14 protein-coding genes are annotated in these 17279 nt (G+C 28.1%); 7 read left to right on the top strand and 7 right to left on the bottom strand.

The annotated features are described in order from the left end of the window. Positions 1 to 224 precede the first annotated feature (224 nt). Positions 225 to 1616 carry a peptide MFS transporter gene (locus KGF50_RS14640; RefSeq protein ID WP_227848731.1) on the top strand — a complete coding sequence of 464 codons (1392 nt, stop codon included), beginning with the start codon at positions 225 to 227 and terminating at the stop codon, positions 1614 to 1616. Positions 1617 to 1853: 237 nt separating this feature from the next. After that, a complete protein-coding gene (locus KGF50_RS14635) occupies positions 1854 to 3647 on the top strand; it encodes an aminopeptidase P family protein (RefSeq protein WP_227848730.1) in 1794 nt (597 codons plus the stop codon). 85 nt (positions 3648 to 3732) lie between these two features. Here KGF50_RS14635 and KGF50_RS14630 read toward each other — a convergent pair whose 3' ends face one another. Next, a complete protein-coding gene (locus KGF50_RS14630) occupies positions 3733 to 5115 on the bottom strand; it encodes a peptide MFS transporter (RefSeq protein WP_227848729.1) in 1383 nt (460 codons plus the stop codon). Positions 5116 to 5370: 255 nt separating this feature from the next. Between KGF50_RS14630 and KGF50_RS14625 the strand changes: the two genes are divergently transcribed. Both KGF50_RS14625 and KGF50_RS14620 read left to right on the top strand, forming a co-directional pair. Further along, positions 5371 to 5718, top strand: coding sequence for a cupin domain-containing protein (locus KGF50_RS14625; RefSeq protein ID WP_227848728.1), 348 nt, complete (start codon positions 5371 to 5373; stop codon positions 5716 to 5718). Positions 5719 to 5735: 17 nt separating this feature from the next. Continuing rightward, positions 5736 to 6770 carry a DUF6398 domain-containing protein gene (locus KGF50_RS14620; RefSeq protein WP_227848727.1) on the top strand — a complete coding sequence of 345 codons (1035 nt, stop codon included), beginning with the start codon at positions 5736 to 5738 and terminating at the stop codon, positions 6768 to 6770. A gap of 49 nt (positions 6771 to 6819) precedes the next feature. On the opposite strand, the gene KGF50_RS14615 is transcribed toward KGF50_RS14620, so the two are convergent. Continuing rightward, positions 6820 to 7869, bottom strand: coding sequence for a PTS sugar transporter subunit IIC (locus KGF50_RS14615; RefSeq protein WP_227848726.1), 1050 nt, complete (start codon positions 7867 to 7869; stop codon positions 6820 to 6822). A 274-nt stretch (positions 7870 to 8143) separates the two neighbouring features. Here KGF50_RS14615 and KGF50_RS14610 point away from each other — a divergent pair, with 274 nt between their 5' ends. After that, positions 8144 to 9685 carry a hypothetical protein gene (locus KGF50_RS14610; RefSeq protein ID WP_227848725.1) on the top strand — a complete coding sequence of 514 codons (1542 nt, stop codon included), beginning with the start codon at positions 8144 to 8146 and terminating at the stop codon, positions 9683 to 9685. A 150-nt stretch (positions 9686 to 9835) separates the two neighbouring features. On the opposite strand, the gene KGF50_RS14605 is transcribed toward KGF50_RS14610, so the two are convergent. Then, positions 9836 to 10537, bottom strand: a complete 702-nt coding sequence (locus KGF50_RS14605; protein ID WP_227848724.1) for an aspartate/glutamate racemase family protein — start codon at positions 10535 to 10537, stop codon at positions 9836 to 9838. A gap of 126 nt (positions 10538 to 10663) precedes the next feature. On the opposite strand from KGF50_RS14605, the gene KGF50_RS14600 reads away from it, so the two are divergent. Both KGF50_RS14600 and eam read left to right on the top strand, forming a co-directional pair. Beyond that, positions 10664 to 12067 (top strand): PLP-dependent aminotransferase family protein, encoded by a 1404-nt coding sequence (locus KGF50_RS14600; RefSeq protein WP_227848723.1) that lies wholly within the window; start codon positions 10664 to 10666, stop codon positions 12065 to 12067. A gap of 379 nt (positions 12068 to 12446) precedes the next feature. After that, a complete protein-coding gene (gene eam, locus KGF50_RS14595; protein WP_227848722.1) occupies positions 12447 to 13715 on the top strand; it encodes a glutamate 2,3-aminomutase in 1269 nt (422 codons plus the stop codon). A gap of 101 nt (positions 13716 to 13816) precedes the next feature. On the opposite strand, the gene KGF50_RS14590 is transcribed toward eam, so the two are convergent. From KGF50_RS14590 to KGF50_RS14575, 4 genes are all read right to left on the bottom strand, one after another. Beyond that, entirely contained in the window at positions 13817 to 14173 is a 357-nt protein-coding gene (locus tag KGF50_RS14590; protein WP_227848721.1) for a hypothetical protein, read from the bottom strand. A 152-nt stretch (positions 14174 to 14325) separates the two neighbouring features. Then, positions 14326 to 15420, bottom strand: coding sequence for an AI-2E family transporter (locus KGF50_RS14585; RefSeq protein WP_227848720.1), 1095 nt, complete (start codon positions 15418 to 15420; stop codon positions 14326 to 14328). A 203-nt stretch (positions 15421 to 15623) separates the two neighbouring features. Then, on the bottom strand, positions 15624 to 16322 hold the full coding sequence (locus tag KGF50_RS14580) for a transglutaminase-like domain-containing protein (protein ID WP_227848719.1): 699 nt from the start codon (positions 16320 to 16322) through the stop codon (positions 15624 to 15626). 35 nt (positions 16323 to 16357) lie between these two features. Further along, complete coding sequence (locus KGF50_RS14575) at positions 16358 to 17119, bottom strand: helix-turn-helix domain-containing protein (protein WP_227848718.1); 762 nt, start codon at positions 17117 to 17119, stop codon at positions 16358 to 16360. Between the last annotated feature and the right edge of the window lie 160 nt (positions 17120 to 17279).

Here is a 17279-nt window from a genome sequence, read left to right as displayed (position 1 = left end):
AGTTAAAAAAATACTATTTAAATATATATACTAAAGTTATTCTTTAAAAATACTTGAAAAATAATATTTTTCATAATTTTAAAAATAATAATAAAAAAATGAAAATATTAACAATAATCTATTGAGTAATATAAAAAAAGATGCTATTATAAGTATGTGTTAAAATGATTAAGCTAATCTTAGTACTGAATTTAACTATAAAAATAATAAGGGGGCGTTTTTTTATGTCAAATACTGAAAGCGTATCTAAAAAAGCTAGTCATCCGAAGAGTTTTTGGCTTGTTTGTATGACGATTTTATGGGAAAGATTTAGTTATTATGGATTAACAGCTTTGCTGGTATTATTTTTTACAGCGAGTGTAGCTCAAGGTGGTCTAGGACTTTCTACTCAAGAAGCAACTTCAATGTTTGGTTTGTTTACAGGTCTTATATATCTTACACCATTAATTGGTGGCTGGTTGGCAGATAAAGTTTTAGGTCAACAAAAATGTATATCTATAGGTGCACTTTTAATAGCGATAGGTGACTTTGTTTTGTTTGCATCGTCTACATCTATTAGTATGGTTTGGGTAGGCCTATCAATAATCATTTTAGGAAATGGTTTTTTTAAATCAAGTTGTTCCAATATAGTTGGTGATATATATCCTAAAACCGAGGTATCAAGAAAAGACGCAGCATATAGTTTATTCTATATGGCAGTAAATGTAGGTGCGTTCATAGCTCCAATCATATGTGGATTGCTTTCTGATAATGTATTTGCAGTAAGAGGAGTAAATGGAGATATAGTGTCTTATGGATATAAGATGGCATTCTTAGTTTGTGGTATAGGTATGATGCTTGGTATGATTATATTTACACTTCTTGCACCAAAGCTACTAAAAGAAGTTGGAAAACATCCAGTTACTAAGGGAAATAAAGGTGAAAAAATTGAGTATAGTCCACTTACTAAATTAGAGAAAAATAGAATAATAGCAATGGTTGTGTTATTCTTATTTGTAGTTTTATTTTGGACAGCATACTATCAAACACAAAGTTCATTTATGATTTATGTAAGAGATAATGTAAATAGAACTCTATTTGGATTTGAAATGCCAGTAGCATGGCTTACATCCTTAAATGCTATATTATGTGTAGCGTTATGCCCTGTGTTAGCTGCTTTGTGGGTTAAATTATCTAATACTAAAAGAGGAGACTTTTCTATTCCAGTTAAAATGGGATTAGGAATGATAATAATGGGTCTTGGTTTTATAGTTATGGTATTGGCCACATTAGCTAATGGTTCAGATGGCACAATAAAAGCTAGCATACTTTTTATAGTAGTAACCTATATATTTACAACTGTAGGGGAGTTATTTTTATCTCCTATAGGTCTTGCAATGTTTAATAAACTAGCTCCAGCTAAATATGCTACATTGTCTATGGGTGCATGGTATCTAACAAGTTTCTTTGCTAGTTTATTATCAGGAAAAATTGCTGGATTTACAGCTACATTAGGTTTTTTGCAAATATTTGGAGGAATAGCAGGAGTCTTAATAATCTTTGGTTTAATATTACTTGGATTAAGACATATATTGACAAAATTAATGGCAATGGATTTGTTAACAGAAACAAAATAATCCATACTTAATTGGTGAAAATAAAGGAAATTACATTTGAATATAAAATCAAACGTAATTTCCTCTTTAATTATGAAAAAAAAGCTTTACACAGATAGATATTGTAATTAAAATTATAATTGTGATAATTAGAGTGTATAAGATTTATATAAATTATATAAAAGGAAAATTTATGTAAGAAACTTTACATACTTATATATTTAGTTATTCAAACTATTATTTTGAGGAGGTCTTGTTGTGACTATAAAAGACAGAGTAAATGAATTAAGAAGACTTATGGAAGAAAAAAATATTGACGCTTATATGATTCCGTCTTCTGACAATCATCAAAGTGAATATGTAGGAGATTACTTCAAATCAAGAGAATTTATATCAGGATTTAATGGTTCAGCTGGAACAGTTATTGTGACTAAAGATGAAGCTGGATTATGGACAGATGGAAGATATTTTATACAAGCAGAATCTCAATTAGAAGGAAGTACAATAAAATTATTTAAAATGGGACAAGAAGGTTGCCCAACTACTGACGAATATTTATATACAAATATTCCAGAAGGTGGAACTTTAGGTTTTGATGGTAAAGTTATATGTGCTAAAGAAGGAGCTACATTAGCTGAAAAATTATCTAAAAAAGGTATAAAAGTAGAATACCAATATGATTTAATAGATAGCATATGGGCAGATAGACCAACTTTATCAGATAGTAAGGCATTTTTATTAGATGTTAAATACTGTGGAGAAAGTTTTAGTTCAAAGTTAGCTAGATTGAGAGAAAAAATGAGTGAAAAAGGTACTTCTACTCATGTAATAACTACTCTTGATGATATAGCATGGTTATTTAATATAAGAGGTGGAGATGTTAAATACAGTCCAGTTGTACTTTCTTATGCAGTGATAACTTTAAAAGAAGTTTATTTATTTGTTGATGAAAGTAAATTAAATGAAGAAATATTAAATGAATTGGCTAAAGAAAATGTACAAATAAAACCATATAATGATGTATATGATTTTGTAAAACACATAGATAAAGATGAAAAAGTTTTAGTTGATGGAACTAAGATTAACTATGCAATTTACAATAATATACCTTGTGGAGTTGAAAAAGTTGATGAGTTTAATCCAGTAATGTTCTTTAAGGCTCAAAAAAATGAGGTAGAATTAGAGAATATAAGAAATTCACATGTTAAAGATGGTGTAGCTTTCACTAAATTTATGTACTGGTTAAAGAATAATATAGGTAAGATGGAAATAACTGAAATAAGTGCTACTGAAAAATTAGAGGGACTAAGAAGAGAACAAGAAGGATTCTTTGAACCAAGTTTCAATACAATTGCTGCATATAAAGAGCATGCTGCTATGATGCATTATAGTGCAACTCCAGAATCAAATTATAAGTTAGAAGCTGAAGGCTTATTCTTAGTGGATTCAGGTGGACAATATTATGATGGAACTACTGATATAACTAGAACTACAGTATTAGGACCTATAAGTGATGAATTAAAATTACATTTCACTTCTGTAGCAAGAGGTATGATAAATCTTTCTAAGGTTAAATTCTTACATGGTTGTAGAGGGTATAACCTAGATATATTATCTAGAAGTTGTATGTGGAATATGGGGATAGATTATCAATGTGGAACTGGACATGGTATAGGATTTGTATTAAATGTTCATGAAGCTCCAAATGGATTTAGATGGAGAGTCGTTCCTGAAAGATTTGATAGTGCAGTTCTTGAAGAAGGAATGGTAACTACTAATGAACCAGGTATATATATAGAAGGTTCTCATGGTATAAGAACAGAAAATGAAATAGTAGTTAGAAAAGCTGAAAAGAATTTTTATGGTCAATTTATGGAGTTTGAAGTTGTTACATTAGCTCCTATTGATTTAGATGGTATAGTTCCAGAATTAATGAATCAAGATGAAAAAGATTATTTAAACTGGTATCATAAATTAGTTTATGATAAAATATCTCCTTTCCTAAGTGGTGAAGAAAGAGAATGGTTAAAAGTTTATACTAGAGCTATATAGTTTTGTAGTTGAATACTATAAATAAATCGAGGCATTTTAATGCCTCGATTTTTGATATCTTATCTATTAAACTTAAACATAGTTTTTACTTTGATAATTCTACAAGTTTTTTATTCATTATAAGTAATATAATTCCAAATAACAATAAGAATGAAGGGATTACTATAAATACTTGTAACATACCAAGGTGGTCTATAATAGCCTGTGTATAACCAGACAATTTATTTGCTGCAAATTTACCTAAGAACCAAACACCCATTAGGAATGAAATATATTTTTCTGGTGAAAGTTTATTTACCATGCCATATCCAACTGGAGAAAAACAAATCTCTCCTATACTTTGGAATGTTAAAAATCCAATTACCCAAAATACACTTGCTTTCTGAAGGGAATTAGGGTCAGTTCCTGTTTGTATAACTGCGACTATCATAAATAAAAATGCCACAGCTAATAGTATAAATCCTAGACTCATTTTTGAAGGTACACTTAAATCACCTTTTTTAGACTGAGATAATTTTACCCAGACTAGAGCAGATATAGGGCCAAGGATGACACAAAGAAGACCGTTATATGAATCTATCCATGAAGTTGGTATTTGAAAATTACCAACAGTCAGATTTATGTGTTCTTTTGTATACAAAGCTATAGACATAGAAGCTTGGTTATATGCTATCCAAAAGAATACTGTAAAAAAAGCTAATATTAATATTACTATTATTCTTTTTTTCTCAACTGAAGTTAATGGTTTTGAAGCAAGTAATTTCTTATATTCTAATGATTTCTTTATAGTTTCTTTTCCACTACTAAATTCATTATTTGAAGATTTATAAAATCTTTTGTGACCAAATATAAAAAATAACAAACCTATTAAAACAGTAATTGACGCAAATAAAAATACATATCTGTAACCATACATATTTATATAGGTACCATTTTTCATAGCAAACCATTCATTAGCGACCAAACCACAGATTAAAGGGCCAAATAATGTTCCCAGATTAGTAGCCATATATGTAATAGAAAAAGCGCCATCTTTTCTTGGGTCATCATTAGTATATAAGTTTCCAACTAAGGTATGTAAGTTTCCCTTATAAAAACCTATTCCTAATCCAGATAAGAATATCATGATATTTACATCCATTTTGCTATTTGCCAGATATCCTAAAAAGTAACCAATTGAAACCATTATCATTCCAAGTATAATACAATTTTTTGGACCTAAAAATCTATCACTAACCCATCCACCAATAACTGGAGAGAAATAAGTCCATGCTAAAAAGGATGCAAGCATTGATGCAGATTCAGCTGGTGTTAATCCTAAACCACCTTTAGATACTTGTTCAGCTAGAAACAACAATAGCACTAATTTCATACCATAGTATGCAAGTCCTACAAATGTAAATATTGAACAACAAAAATATAAATCCTTAGGTTGTTTAAGCTTTTCTTGAGTTTTTAAAACTGACATATGTCGAGAACCTCCAGACTAATAATTTAACAAAAATTTTCCATACCATATGAGTATATGTTTTTTTTATAAAGACGTCAACTTATGACATAAGAAAACCAAGTGTTAATAATATGTAAAAATAGTATTATTTTATATATTCAGTAATATTTTTTTACAAGAATATATGTTATTATTATATTAAAATACAACATATTATGGAAAGGATATGCCAATTTAGTAGTTAGATTGATTGTTTGGCAGGTGGGATGAGCTATGATAAGAAAGAAATCTGAATTACAAGTAGAAGTAAAAGAAAATTTAACTGGTGGTGTTGGAAAAGTTAAGCTTGAAAATATATTACAAGTTGAAGAGCTTAAAGGAAAAGGAAGGTTATTTAAAAGAGTAACTTTACCAGTAGGAAGTTCAATTGGTGTGCATGACCATACAACTGATTTTGAGGTATATTATATATTAAAGGGAAAAGGTAAAGTCTTTGATAATGGGGAATTTGTAGAAGTAAATGAGGGTGATGTAATATATACTGCTGATGGTGAAGAACATTCTATAGAGAATATAGGAGAAGAAGAACTTGAATTTGTAGCAGTAGTTTTATATGTGTAAAATATGGAGGAGGAGTCATGACAAGCAAGATAGAAGAAATTAAAGACAAGATAAATAGATTTTGCAACTCCAATTTAAATCAAGAATATAAAGATATAAGTTTTAAAATTTTGCAGGACCTTTTAGATAATAATAAAGAGATAATTCATTCTTCTAGAGCTGATATATGGTCTTCAGCTATACTAAACATAGTCTTGGAGCAAAATCTCTTATATAATAAGAAGCATCCATTACATATAACAAAAAAGGAATTTTCAAAACAAATAGGTGTTTCTTTAAACACTATAAATAATAAATCATCATTAATAAAGGAAGTCTGTAATATTGACTTTTTAAATCAAGATACTATTGCTATCTCTAATATTGAATTTTGGGTAAGAGAGAGTAACCCTAAATCCAAAGCCATAGATTTAGAGTTAGAAAAGAAAAAAATACTTTATAAAAGATATATTAAACTATCACAAGAAGCTAAAAACCATATTGAGTCAATTAGGTATATGGAAGAAGCTGTAAACATTGGGAAAAGTATGATTACTAAAGAAGATAGACAACTTGGATTTTGGAAAGGTATATCTACTAGAGCTTATATGTTAGCACTTGAGTCTCTTGCGAGGAAGTTAGAGAGTATTGATAATTTAAAAGAAGCTAGAAAAGTATTAGAGTATTTAATAGAAATCAATCCTGATGATGAGCAAGGAATAAGGTATAAATTGCTTAATGTATTAATTAGGTTAAATGATAGAATGGCAATAAATAATTTATTTGAAATGTATAAAGTAGAAAAGTCTGCTACATGGATGTATAGCAAAGCTCTTTATTATTTCAAAAATAAAAATATGTTTTTAGCAAGTGATGCTATTAAAAGTGCTAAAAATAAAAACAAATATATTGGATTATATTTAATAGATTGGCGAAATGCCTTTGGTAGAGAGTTTGTTACAGCAGAAGAAAAGGGAGAAGCTGTCTATTACTATGATGAAAATATAGTACTTTGGAATGAAGTTAAAGGTTCTATGGACTGGTTATTGAAAAAAATGTTGGAATTTTCATAAAAAAAACTACTCCTTATTACTTATAAAAAAGTAAGGAGTAGTTTTTTATTTATACATCTAATTTTAAATCGCCTGGTTTTATCATACCTTTTTTTCTCATAAATTCTGATATTATTAGAGTTACAATAGCAGGAAGTACAAAGTTAAGTAAAAGTATACCAACCCACATAGTTATGCCACCTTTTCCAGCACTTTGCATGGCAGTTACTGTTCCAAATTGTCCAACTAATCCACAAGTTCCCATACCAGAGCCAATAGGTATATTTTCCATTTTAAATATTGTTGTAGATAATGGACCGAGTATTATTGAAGCTATTGTAGGTGGTATCCAAATTTTCCAATTTTTTATTATATTGGGTACTTGAAGCATGGATGTACCAAGTCCTTGAGCTACAAGACCTCCTACTCCATTTTCTCTAAAACTCATAACAGCAAAACCTATCATTTGGCAACAACAACCGACAGTTGCTGCTCCACCAGCAAGACCTCCCAAACTTAACATCATGCAAATAGCTGCACTACTTATAGGTAGTGTAAGAGCTATTCCAACAAGTGCAGAGACAAGAGCTCCCATTATTATAGGTTGCATAGTTGTTGCTTGCATTATTATGTTTCCAAATGAAGTCATAAATGCAGAAACGGCTGGTCCAATAAGTTCTGCCACAAGTACTCCTATTAGGATTGTTACAGCAGGTGTAACTAATATGTCTACCTTTGTTTCTTTTGAAACTAATTTTCCAATTTCTACTGCAAAAAGTGTAGCGACAAATGCACCAACAGGCCCTCCTAATTCATTACCACAAGCACCAACAAGTGCACAAGAAAATAGTACAAGGGGAGGAGCTTGAAGTCCATATGCAATGGCTACTGCAATAGCTGGACCTGTAACTTGCTTAGCAAGTGGGCTTATAACCTCAGTAAAAAGAGATATGTTAAAGTTATCTCCTAATGTGTTAAAAATTGTTCCAATTAAAAGGGAAGAAAAAAGACCGAGTGCCATATAACTTAATGCATCAATAAGATACCTTTGAACAGAAATTTCAATGTTTTTACTTTTAGCAAACGATTTAAAATTTCTTTTTTTGCAATTGATTTCCAATTTAAAATCCTCCTCATATAATACAAATATAATTTCTTTTTAATTAATTATATAACTTTTCAGCTGACAAGACAAATGTTATTTCACTAATTTAAAAGCATTTTAATAGCAATAAAATAACAGTAATTTTAGTTTTAAATTTTAAATTTATGGTTTATAATTAGTATAGGGATATTCTGAAATATAATAATTTTCCAGTTTATCCCAATATTTAACTTAGGTAGATTGCTTACAAAACAAATGATTATATACTAGGCTAAAAGGAAGTGGATAGATGAGATTTGTAGAAAATAAGAAATACAGAAAAATTGCCATAATTATATCTATTCCTATATTGCTTGTTGCGCAGTACTACCTTTTTAAATTTGGAATATTTAGACCAATGGTAAAAGGAGTAGAAATTGAAATTGTAGATGGGGAATATGTTAAAGATATAGATAAATATGTAGTAAAATTAAACGAAACAGTTACCTTGTCTACTGGTGAATATATTAAAGTTCCCTCATATGCGAAAGATCCGAATATTTGGTTTAATGTTTTAGATAATTCAGGGACTCTAAAAATAGAAGGAAATAAGATGACAGCATTAAAGGTTGGGTATTCTTCAGTTGGTATTATGAAAAATTCAAGAGTACTAAAAAAAGCTACTATAAAGGTAGTAGACCCAGAAGTAGAATCTTTAGATATGGAAATTAATGGAGAGTTAAAACATGTTGGTGATAGTGCCACTATAGAGAGTACAATAGAGGTTGATTATGAGAAATTTAAAAAATCATATAAACCAATTTACAAAAGTAGCAACGAAGATGTTTTAAAAATTAAAGGGAACAAAGTAAGTGCAGTTGGAGTTGGAAAAGCTGTAATATATGCTAAGTGTGGAAACAAAGAAGTTGAGAGAACTTTTAGAATCCAAGCTAGAGTTGCTGACATAAATATGAATGATATAAAAATAGAAGTTGATCAAAATGAAAAACTAAAACCAGATATAATAACTTCTCCACCAGGCTTAGAACCACCAAAAATACACTATGAACTGGCTGATTCAAAATTACCTGTAGAAAGAGCTATAAGTTTAAGTAGTGATGGAAGTGTAGTAGGTCTTAGAGAAGGTAAAGAAAGAGTAAGGATAACTTGTGGAGATAAGTCTAAAATAATAACTGTAACAGTAGTCAAAGAAACTATAACTAATGATTATATACAGAATTTAGTAGGTTCACATAAAATAGTAAATAACAAAGTTATTATTAAACTTGAATGGGATTATATGAAAGATGTTTTTGACTATGATATATATCTTAAAGACAAATTATCAGGAGAATCATTTAAGAAAATTAAATCTATAACTATAAATGAGGGTGATTTAGGCAAATCACAAAAGATATATGCGACCATAGAAATTGATGTAAAAGATAATCAGAGTATAGATTATGATATTTATGTTCTAGGTAAGAAAGACTCAGATACAACCAAGCCAAGTAATGTAATAAACATTACTAATGTGAATGGTAATGGCAACTCAGATAATAATGATAACATACAAAACATGAAGGTTGAAAATATATCAGCTAATGTTGATAGAGATAACAATGTTATCAGAGTTAACTGGAGTAGTGTATCTCATAAAGAATGTACCTATAGTATATATATAAAAAATAATACTAATGGAGATGGTGAGTTTACTTTGTATCAAAGTGATATACAAGGGAATGAACATACTATAAGTATTCCTGAAGGGGACTTAAATTTAGATATTTATGTAGTTGCAAATTACAATGGACAAAATTCTAAAAATAGTGATGTTATAAATGTAAGATAAATTTGTACAAAAATTTAGAAGTGTTAGATTTATGACTTATTGATAAATTAAAGTATTATAGGAAGAGGATAGTATGGGGGTAATCATACTATCCTTTTATTTTATTGAAATATACTGGTGTTAAATTTTTAATGTAAAAAACATTTATTACTAGTTAATATCATCCACAATTGAATCTAATGCCGCTTGTGTTGCATGTATTAGAGTTGTATCAAATAATGGAACAGAAGTGTCATTTTGTTGAATTAGAAGACCTATTTCTGTACATCCTAAGATAACACCTTCTACTCCTTGATTAACCAGTTTATCTATAATAGATAAAAAAGATTTTTTAGAGGATTCAGATACAATTCCTAAACAAAGCTCATTGAATATAGTACTATTTACTACTTCACGTTCTTCTTCATTTGGTATTAAAACCTCAATTCCATTGTCTATAATTATATTTTTATAAAAATCTTGTTCCATTGTATACTTAGTACCTAATAAAGCTACCTTTTTGATTTTCTTTTCTTTTAAGTCATCAGCAGTTACATTTGCGATGTGTAAAAGCGGAATAGATATATTTTGTTGAATTTTATGTGCAACTTTATGCATAGTATTAGTACATATAACAATAAAATTTGCTCCTGCTCCTTGTAAATTAATTGCAGCATCAGATAAGATTTGGGCACTTTTCTCCCAATTTCCACTAGATTGACATTCTTCAATTTCTTGAAAATCTACACTATAAAGTATACACTTAGAAGAATGTAATCCTCCTAATTTTTCCTTGATTACTGTATTTATAACTTGGTAATATGTAATGGTACTCTCCCAACTCATTCCCCCGATTAAGCCTATAGTCTTCATATTCATCACCTTTTCATTCTGTTTATTTTGTAATAGCTATTTACAAATACAAGTATAGCATCTAAAATATAAGCATACAATAATAAAATTGTATGGAGGACAATTATCTTTAAAAGGAGTAATTATATGCCAATAAATTCATTTGAAAATTATCCAATGACATGGAAACCAAAATTAAACAATCGAAAACCACCAATATATAAAACTTTAGCAATATTGTTAGAAGAGGATATTGAAAAAGGAAATTTAAATCCTGGAGATAAATTACCTCCACAACGAGAATTAGCAGATTTTCTTGATTTAAATTTAAGTACAATAACACGGGCATTTAAACTTTGTGAAGAAAAAGGATTAATATGTGCAAAAGTAGGAAAAGGAACTTTTGTTTCTTCTGATGTAAATGTAAGTAATACCTTGCTTTATCAAACAGAATCAAAAGATATAATTGAACTTGGTACAGTACATCCTCCTTATGAACAAAATACATACATTATTGACTTTATTAAAAATGTATTAAAACAACCAGAAATGGAAAAATTTCTTCAATATATGTCTCCATCAGGTACACACATGCAAAAAAAATCAATTGCAAAATGGTTAGAAAGAAACAATATATATACTAAAGAAGAAAATGTACTTTTATCTACAGGTGGACAAAATGCTATATGTGCGACTTTATTAGGATTATTTAAAGCTGGAGATAGAATTGCAACAGATTCATTGAGTTTTTCTGGAATCAAGTCAATAGCTAAAATGATAGGTATTCAATTAGTTCCAATTCCCCAAGAGAATAACGAAATGTCAATCGAGTCTCTTGAAAATTATTGTAAAAATGAAAACATAAAAGGCATATATATCATGCCAGATTATCATAATCCAACAACGCATTCTATGTCTAACTTATCACGTAAGAAAATAGCAGAGATAGCAAAAAGGTATAATATCATAATTATTGAAGATGCTATAAATAGTATTTTTAAACCTGATTTACAAGCTCCAGTATTTTCTTTAGCTAGTAATAATACTATATATATTTTTAGTACATCTAAATTTATCTGTGCTGGGCTTAGAGTAGCGTTTGTAGTTGCTCCAAAACATTATATAGGAAGTCTAGAAAATGCATTATATAATATGAATTTGATGGTTTCTCCATTTAATGCAGAAATAGTACATCGTTTACTGTATTCTCCTATTATAAATAATATTATTGAAGAAAGAAAAGATGAAATTATAAAAAGAAATGAAGCTGCTGATAAGATTTTATCTGATTATAATTTAATTGGTGATAAAAATTGTAGTTTTCGTTGGCTGATACTTCCAGATGAATGGGATGGAAAATCATTTGAGATATGTGCAAAAAATTTAGGTGTTCAGGTATATTGTGCTGAACGTTTTTCAGTTGGCAATTCTATTGTGCCAAAAGCTGTTCGTATTTGCGTAACAGCGCCAAAAGATGTAGAAGAATTAGAGAAAGGGTTGAATATAATAAAGTCACTTCTTAAAAATCAGAGCGATTTTCCTATAATTTAATTAAATAAATAAAAATGCGGAGAAATTTATTATAATAAACCTCCGCTTTTATTATTTGATGAAATACTTTACTTTCTATTAAAATTTTAACTTTAATCATCTTGAAAATATAATCGTTTTATGGTAAAATAATTCTTAAAAATAGAAATAATTAATCATTTGTTAAAAAAAATGCATAATAAATTGTAATTTATTGACGATAGTGGGAAAATATTCATAAATGTATAAAATAACAGAAAAAATGCAAAAATAAAATCAATTTCATATGTTATAAAATCTATATGGCAAAATTAAATTTGCCTATCAGAATGATATAAACACATCAGAAAGGAGGATGCTATCAATAATGGAAATTAATTAATTTTGGTAGCTAAAAATTATGAATGAACAAACTAGAATATCCCTAGAGAGAGCTGCTGAACTAAAATCAAAAATTGATGATTATATTCAGGCTAGGAAAACAATTAACAGAGGTCTTGAAAAAGAAGAAGAGATAAATAAACGAAAACAAAAGATATTAAGCATATTAAATGGAACAGAAGAAGATTGGAATAATTACAAATGGCAATTATCAAATAGAATCACAGATGTAGATACTTTATCAAAGATTATCAATTTAACTAAAAAAGAAAAAGAATATATAAAAGAAGTTGGTACTCAATTTAGATGGGCAATATCTCCATATTATCTGAGTTTGATAGACCCAGATGATATATGTGACCCTATAAAATTACTTTCTATACCAACACATATAGAATTGGAAGATGAACAAGAGGATTTAGACCCAATGGGAGAAGAGTATACAAATCCAGCAGGATGTATAACTAGAAGATATCCAGATAGATTAATAATAAATGTAACAAATGAATGTGCTATGTATTGTAGACATTGCCAAAGAAGAAGAAATATTGGTCAACAAGATTCTCATAAGTCAAAAGCTGTTATACAAGAATCTATAGATTATATTAGAGAAAATGAAGAAATAAGAGATGTATTAGTAACTGGTGGAGATGCTCTTACATTAAAAGATGATTATTTGGAATGGATTCTTAGCCAACTTAAAGAAATACCACATGTTGATTATGTTAGATTAGGAACTAGAACTCTTGTTACAATGCCACAAAGAGTTACAGATGATTTTTGTAATATGCTAAAAAAATATCATCCTATATATATAAATACACATTTTAATCATCCAATGGAAATAACTAAAGAATCTAAAGAGGCATGTGAAAAATTAGCAAATGCAGGTGTACCATTAGGAAATCAAGCAGTGTTATTAAATGGCATAAATAATGATAAATTTGTAATGAGATGTTTAAATCAAGAATTACTTAAAATAAGAGTAAAACCTTACTATATATTCCAAAGTAAACATGTAAAAGGGACAAAACATTTTAATACATCAGTAGATGATGGTCTTGAAATAATGGAATATTTAAGAGGATATACATCAGGAATGGCAATACCAACATATATAGTTAATGCTCCAAAAGGAGGCGGTAAGACTCCATTACTTCCACAATACCTTGTATCAAAAGGAACAGATTATGTTATGCTTAGAACATGGGAAGGAAAAGTTATAAAAATGGAAGATGAACCAGCTGTAGATATAAAGAAACTTATAAAAGAACAAGCACAGGATTAATAAAATATTTAGATATAGAAAAAGAAACAACTTTAAAATAAAAATAAAATGGATGCTAAATTTATATCAATTTGCATCCATTTTTATATTAGTTATTTATTTTATTTATTATTTTGTTGTTGATTAACCAATTCAAGGTATCCACTTGGATGGAAGTAATATATCTCAGAAGTATTTTCATTTACAAAGTAACCAATGTCACCATCTGCATCTGGTAAAAATACATATCCATTAAGATTTTTAGCTTTTAATGCTTCAAAATCGCTAGCATTTCCTTGATATATGTAATCAACTTTATTGTTGTATTTTACTAAAAGTTCTTTGGCTTGTTCTTGAGTCAATTTAGTATTTTGACTTACAGGAACATTCTTTTGAGAATCCGCATAAGAAGATTCATTTACTGGTGCAGTTAATAACAAACAAGATAAAACTAATAAAGATATAAGTGCTTTTTTCATACTAAAACCCTCTTTCGTAATTTATTATATAAGATATTTATTACTTAATAATATTATATGTTTTCTATAATTAAATATTACCATTAAAGAGGATAATATTACAGTTACACAGCTGTAACTTTTGATTACAAAATCGTAATCAAATTGTATTTTTATTCCATTTGTATCTTGTCGTGTCTATGATTAACAAATTCACAAAAGTATATTTTTATGACACCCATAACAGGAGCTGATAGAATCATCCCAGGTATTCCAAAAAAACCTCCACCAACAGTAACTGCTAGTATTGTAAAAAATGGGCTAAGTCCTAGTTGTCCACCTACAATTTTTGGTTCTATAAACGCAACTTCTACTTGTTGAATTATTATTAAGTAAATTAAGCAAGTTAATGCAGTTGTTGGATTGTAGAATAAGTTGATTACTACAACTGGTGTCATACCTATTACTGGGCCAAAATATGGAACCATATTCATAACACCCATTAATGTACCAAACAATAGTGCATATTCAGATTTTAAAAAGTATAGACCGATTCCAGAAAGTACTCCAACCACAAATGAATCTAAAATTTTACCTGTAAAGTATTTACCAATATTTAAATTTAAGCTTTGACACAATTCTATTATAAAGTCTCCATATTTTTTACCTAAAGAAATATAAACAATCTTTTTTGTAAATCCTAAGAATTTTTCTTTTTCTAATAATATATAGAAACAAATTATAAAACCTAAAACAAGTTGTACTATAAATTTTCCAACAGAGAAGGTAGTACTAAATATTCCTCCAAGTGAACCAATAAGCAAACTACTAAACTTAGGCATTACACTCATAATTTTATCGCCATATTCTTTTAATGTATTAGGATCTACTGATTGTAAGCTTTTTCCTAAATCAAATAAGAATTGTTCTGTCTTGTCTACATACATAGGAACCTGAGTTACTAAATCAGCCAAACTATTTACTATTGATGGAACTGTAAATAGTATAAAAGATATTAGTATAACTATTAGAACACCATAAGTAAGAAGCAAAGAATATATCCTTTTAAAATTAAGTTTATTTTCCAAAAATTTTACTAGTGGATTAAATACATATGCTAATACAAATGCTATTATAAATGGAGTCAGTAATGACATCAGTAAACTTATTACTCCAAAAAAATATTTGTAATTATCAATAACTTTAATTAAAATATATGAAATAACTACAGTAAGTATAATATTTAAATAAATTTTTTTATCTTGCAAAACAACACAACCTTTCTTATATTTATTAAGTTTAGATTTACTTAAATTTAAAATCAAGTTAATATTTATAGCTTATTATACAATAAAAAGTAGTATTAATATAGTATGATTAATATTAAATTTGACAAGTGTACAATATTTTGCAAGTTTTATCTAAATAGTATTTCTATCTTCTTAAATTTGCATATTGCAAATATAAACAGTTATAATTTGTTTCTAATTCTCTGTACATTTCTATTTATATAGTGCCTTCCAATATATTTGTATAAAAGATTTTTACACCATCCTATTTTTTGGCTATATTGATTGAAAAAATCATCTGGAGTATCAAAGATTCCCAAATCATCAATTATTCCTTCCTTTTGAATAAATGTATTGTTTAGATTCCAAGATATTTGAGGATTTTGCAAATCCTTAGTGGCAATACCCCATCCCAAAAATAAGCTTTGACAGTTATTGTATTTCTGTTGAATACTTGTAAGATAGTTTTTGTCTAAAATAAGACCTTCTAATTGATACCACTGTTCTTCATAGTATACTTCTATCCATGTGTGAATGATTTCTGTAGGAGTAATTTTATCAAGAATTCCTAAAAGTTCTGATTGAACTCTTTTGTCTAGAGTAAAACCATGAATCCTACATGGAATGTCAACGCCTCTTAAAAGTGCCATAGCAAGTATAGTTTTTGTATTGCATTGTCCATATCCATCTTTTAGTATTTTACTTGCAGACATATTGTCACTTTCATTGAAACCAAATTTGATGTCATCTCTAACAAAGTTATAAATTTGTTTGATTTTATTAAAATTATCTAATTGATTCCATTTGTTTTTGTTAATAAGTTCTTGAACATTTTTTGAACTAAAATCTAATAATGTACTTTCTGATAAATATCTTTCCATAAAATATAATCTCCTTTATTTAGTGTAACTATATTTTATACTTTAGAGTAATTTGAAACTTTCAAAAACTTGCTGTTTTTTAATATGCTAGAAATATTCATACCAGTCATACATTTGTTGGTGTATGCTAGGTGTGAAGCACTATCAAAACCTGCCATCATAGCAGCATCGGTTATAGAGTATTTACCAGATAAAAGTAAAAAATAGGCTTTTTGAATTTTATGTAAGAGAATGTAACTTTTTAATGGCATTCCTGTTTGTTCCTTGAATATATGGGAAAGTCTACTTGGTGAAAGAAAGACCATATCAGAAATATTTTTTATGGAATGATCATGGCAGTCACACTCATTGAGTATTTGCATTATTTTATGAATTCTTTTATCAGCTATTGTGTAATTGTCTTGAGTAACATTAAGATATTTAAACACAGAGTTTGTAAAATTTAAATAACTTTCTTTATTATGATTTTTGAAAAAGTTAATATATTCTTTTTGTATATGTTTAGTATTATGAATATCTATAATTCCATAACCATTAATTTTGTCAATATATTTTGACTTAAAACTTAATGCAAGTGATGATGTTGGTTCAATTAACATAGTAAAACATATTTTTTCTCCTGTTGAAAAACAATGTTCTATATTACTATCTACAATAATGCATTTACCTTCTATATCATTACCATCTATATTTATATTTAAACTATCTTCGATTCCTATAAACAATTGCAACATCCAATGTTTATGCTTCTTTGATTGAATAGAATTTGTAAAAGAAGAAATATGATTATTTGACATAATTATATAATTAATAAAATTTACCTCCAAACATTTTTCTTATTGAGGAAATACATGTCAATCAGACAGTATTTTTCAGTAAGACTAGTGAAATTTTTATTTTATTATACTTCAGATTTTAATTTTGTTCAATTATTTTAAAGTTAGATTACCTTTATAA

It is taken from the genome of Clostridioides sp. ZZV15-6598 (assembly GCF_020657705.1).
Taxonomy (GTDB): domain Bacteria; phylum Bacillota; class Clostridia; order Peptostreptococcales; family Peptostreptococcaceae; genus Clostridioides; species Clostridioides difficile_F.
The sequence above is the reverse complement of the archived record's forward strand: the minus strand, read 5'-3'. Positions and strand labels throughout refer to the sequence as shown.

Coding starts and splice junctions, on each gene's coding strand:
- KGF50_RS14640 (WP_227848731.1), top strand. CDS start 225: ATGTCAAATACTGAAAGCGTATCTAAAAAAGCTAGTCATCCGAAGAGT.
- KGF50_RS14600 (WP_227848723.1), top strand. CDS start 10,664: ATGCCAATAAATTCATTTGAAAATTATCCAATGACATGGAAACCAAAA.
- KGF50_RS14575 (WP_227848718.1), bottom strand. CDS start 17,119: ATGTCAAATAATCATATTTCTTCTTTTACAAATTCTATTCAATCAAAG.
- KGF50_RS14610 (WP_227848725.1), top strand. CDS start 8,144: ATGAGATTTGTAGAAAATAAGAAATACAGAAAAATTGCCATAATTATA.
- KGF50_RS14605 (WP_227848724.1), bottom strand. CDS start 10,537: ATGAAGACTATAGGCTTAATCGGGGGAATGAGTTGGGAGAGTACCATT.
- eam (WP_227848722.1), top strand. CDS start 12,447: ATGAATGAACAAACTAGAATATCCCTAGAGAGAGCTGCTGAACTAAAA.
- KGF50_RS14590 (WP_227848721.1), bottom strand. CDS start 14,173: ATGAAAAAAGCACTTATATCTTTATTAGTTTTATCTTGTTTGTTATTA.
- KGF50_RS14630 (WP_227848729.1), bottom strand. CDS start 5,115: ATGTCAGTTTTAAAAACTCAAGAAAAGCTTAAACAACCTAAGGATTTA.
- KGF50_RS14625 (WP_227848728.1), top strand. CDS start 5,371: ATGATAAGAAAGAAATCTGAATTACAAGTAGAAGTAAAAGAAAATTTA.
- KGF50_RS14620 (WP_227848727.1), top strand. CDS start 5,736: ATGACAAGCAAGATAGAAGAAATTAAAGACAAGATAAATAGATTTTGC.
- KGF50_RS14580 (WP_227848719.1), bottom strand. CDS start 16,322: ATGGAAAGATATTTATCAGAAAGTACATTATTAGATTTTAGTTCAAAA.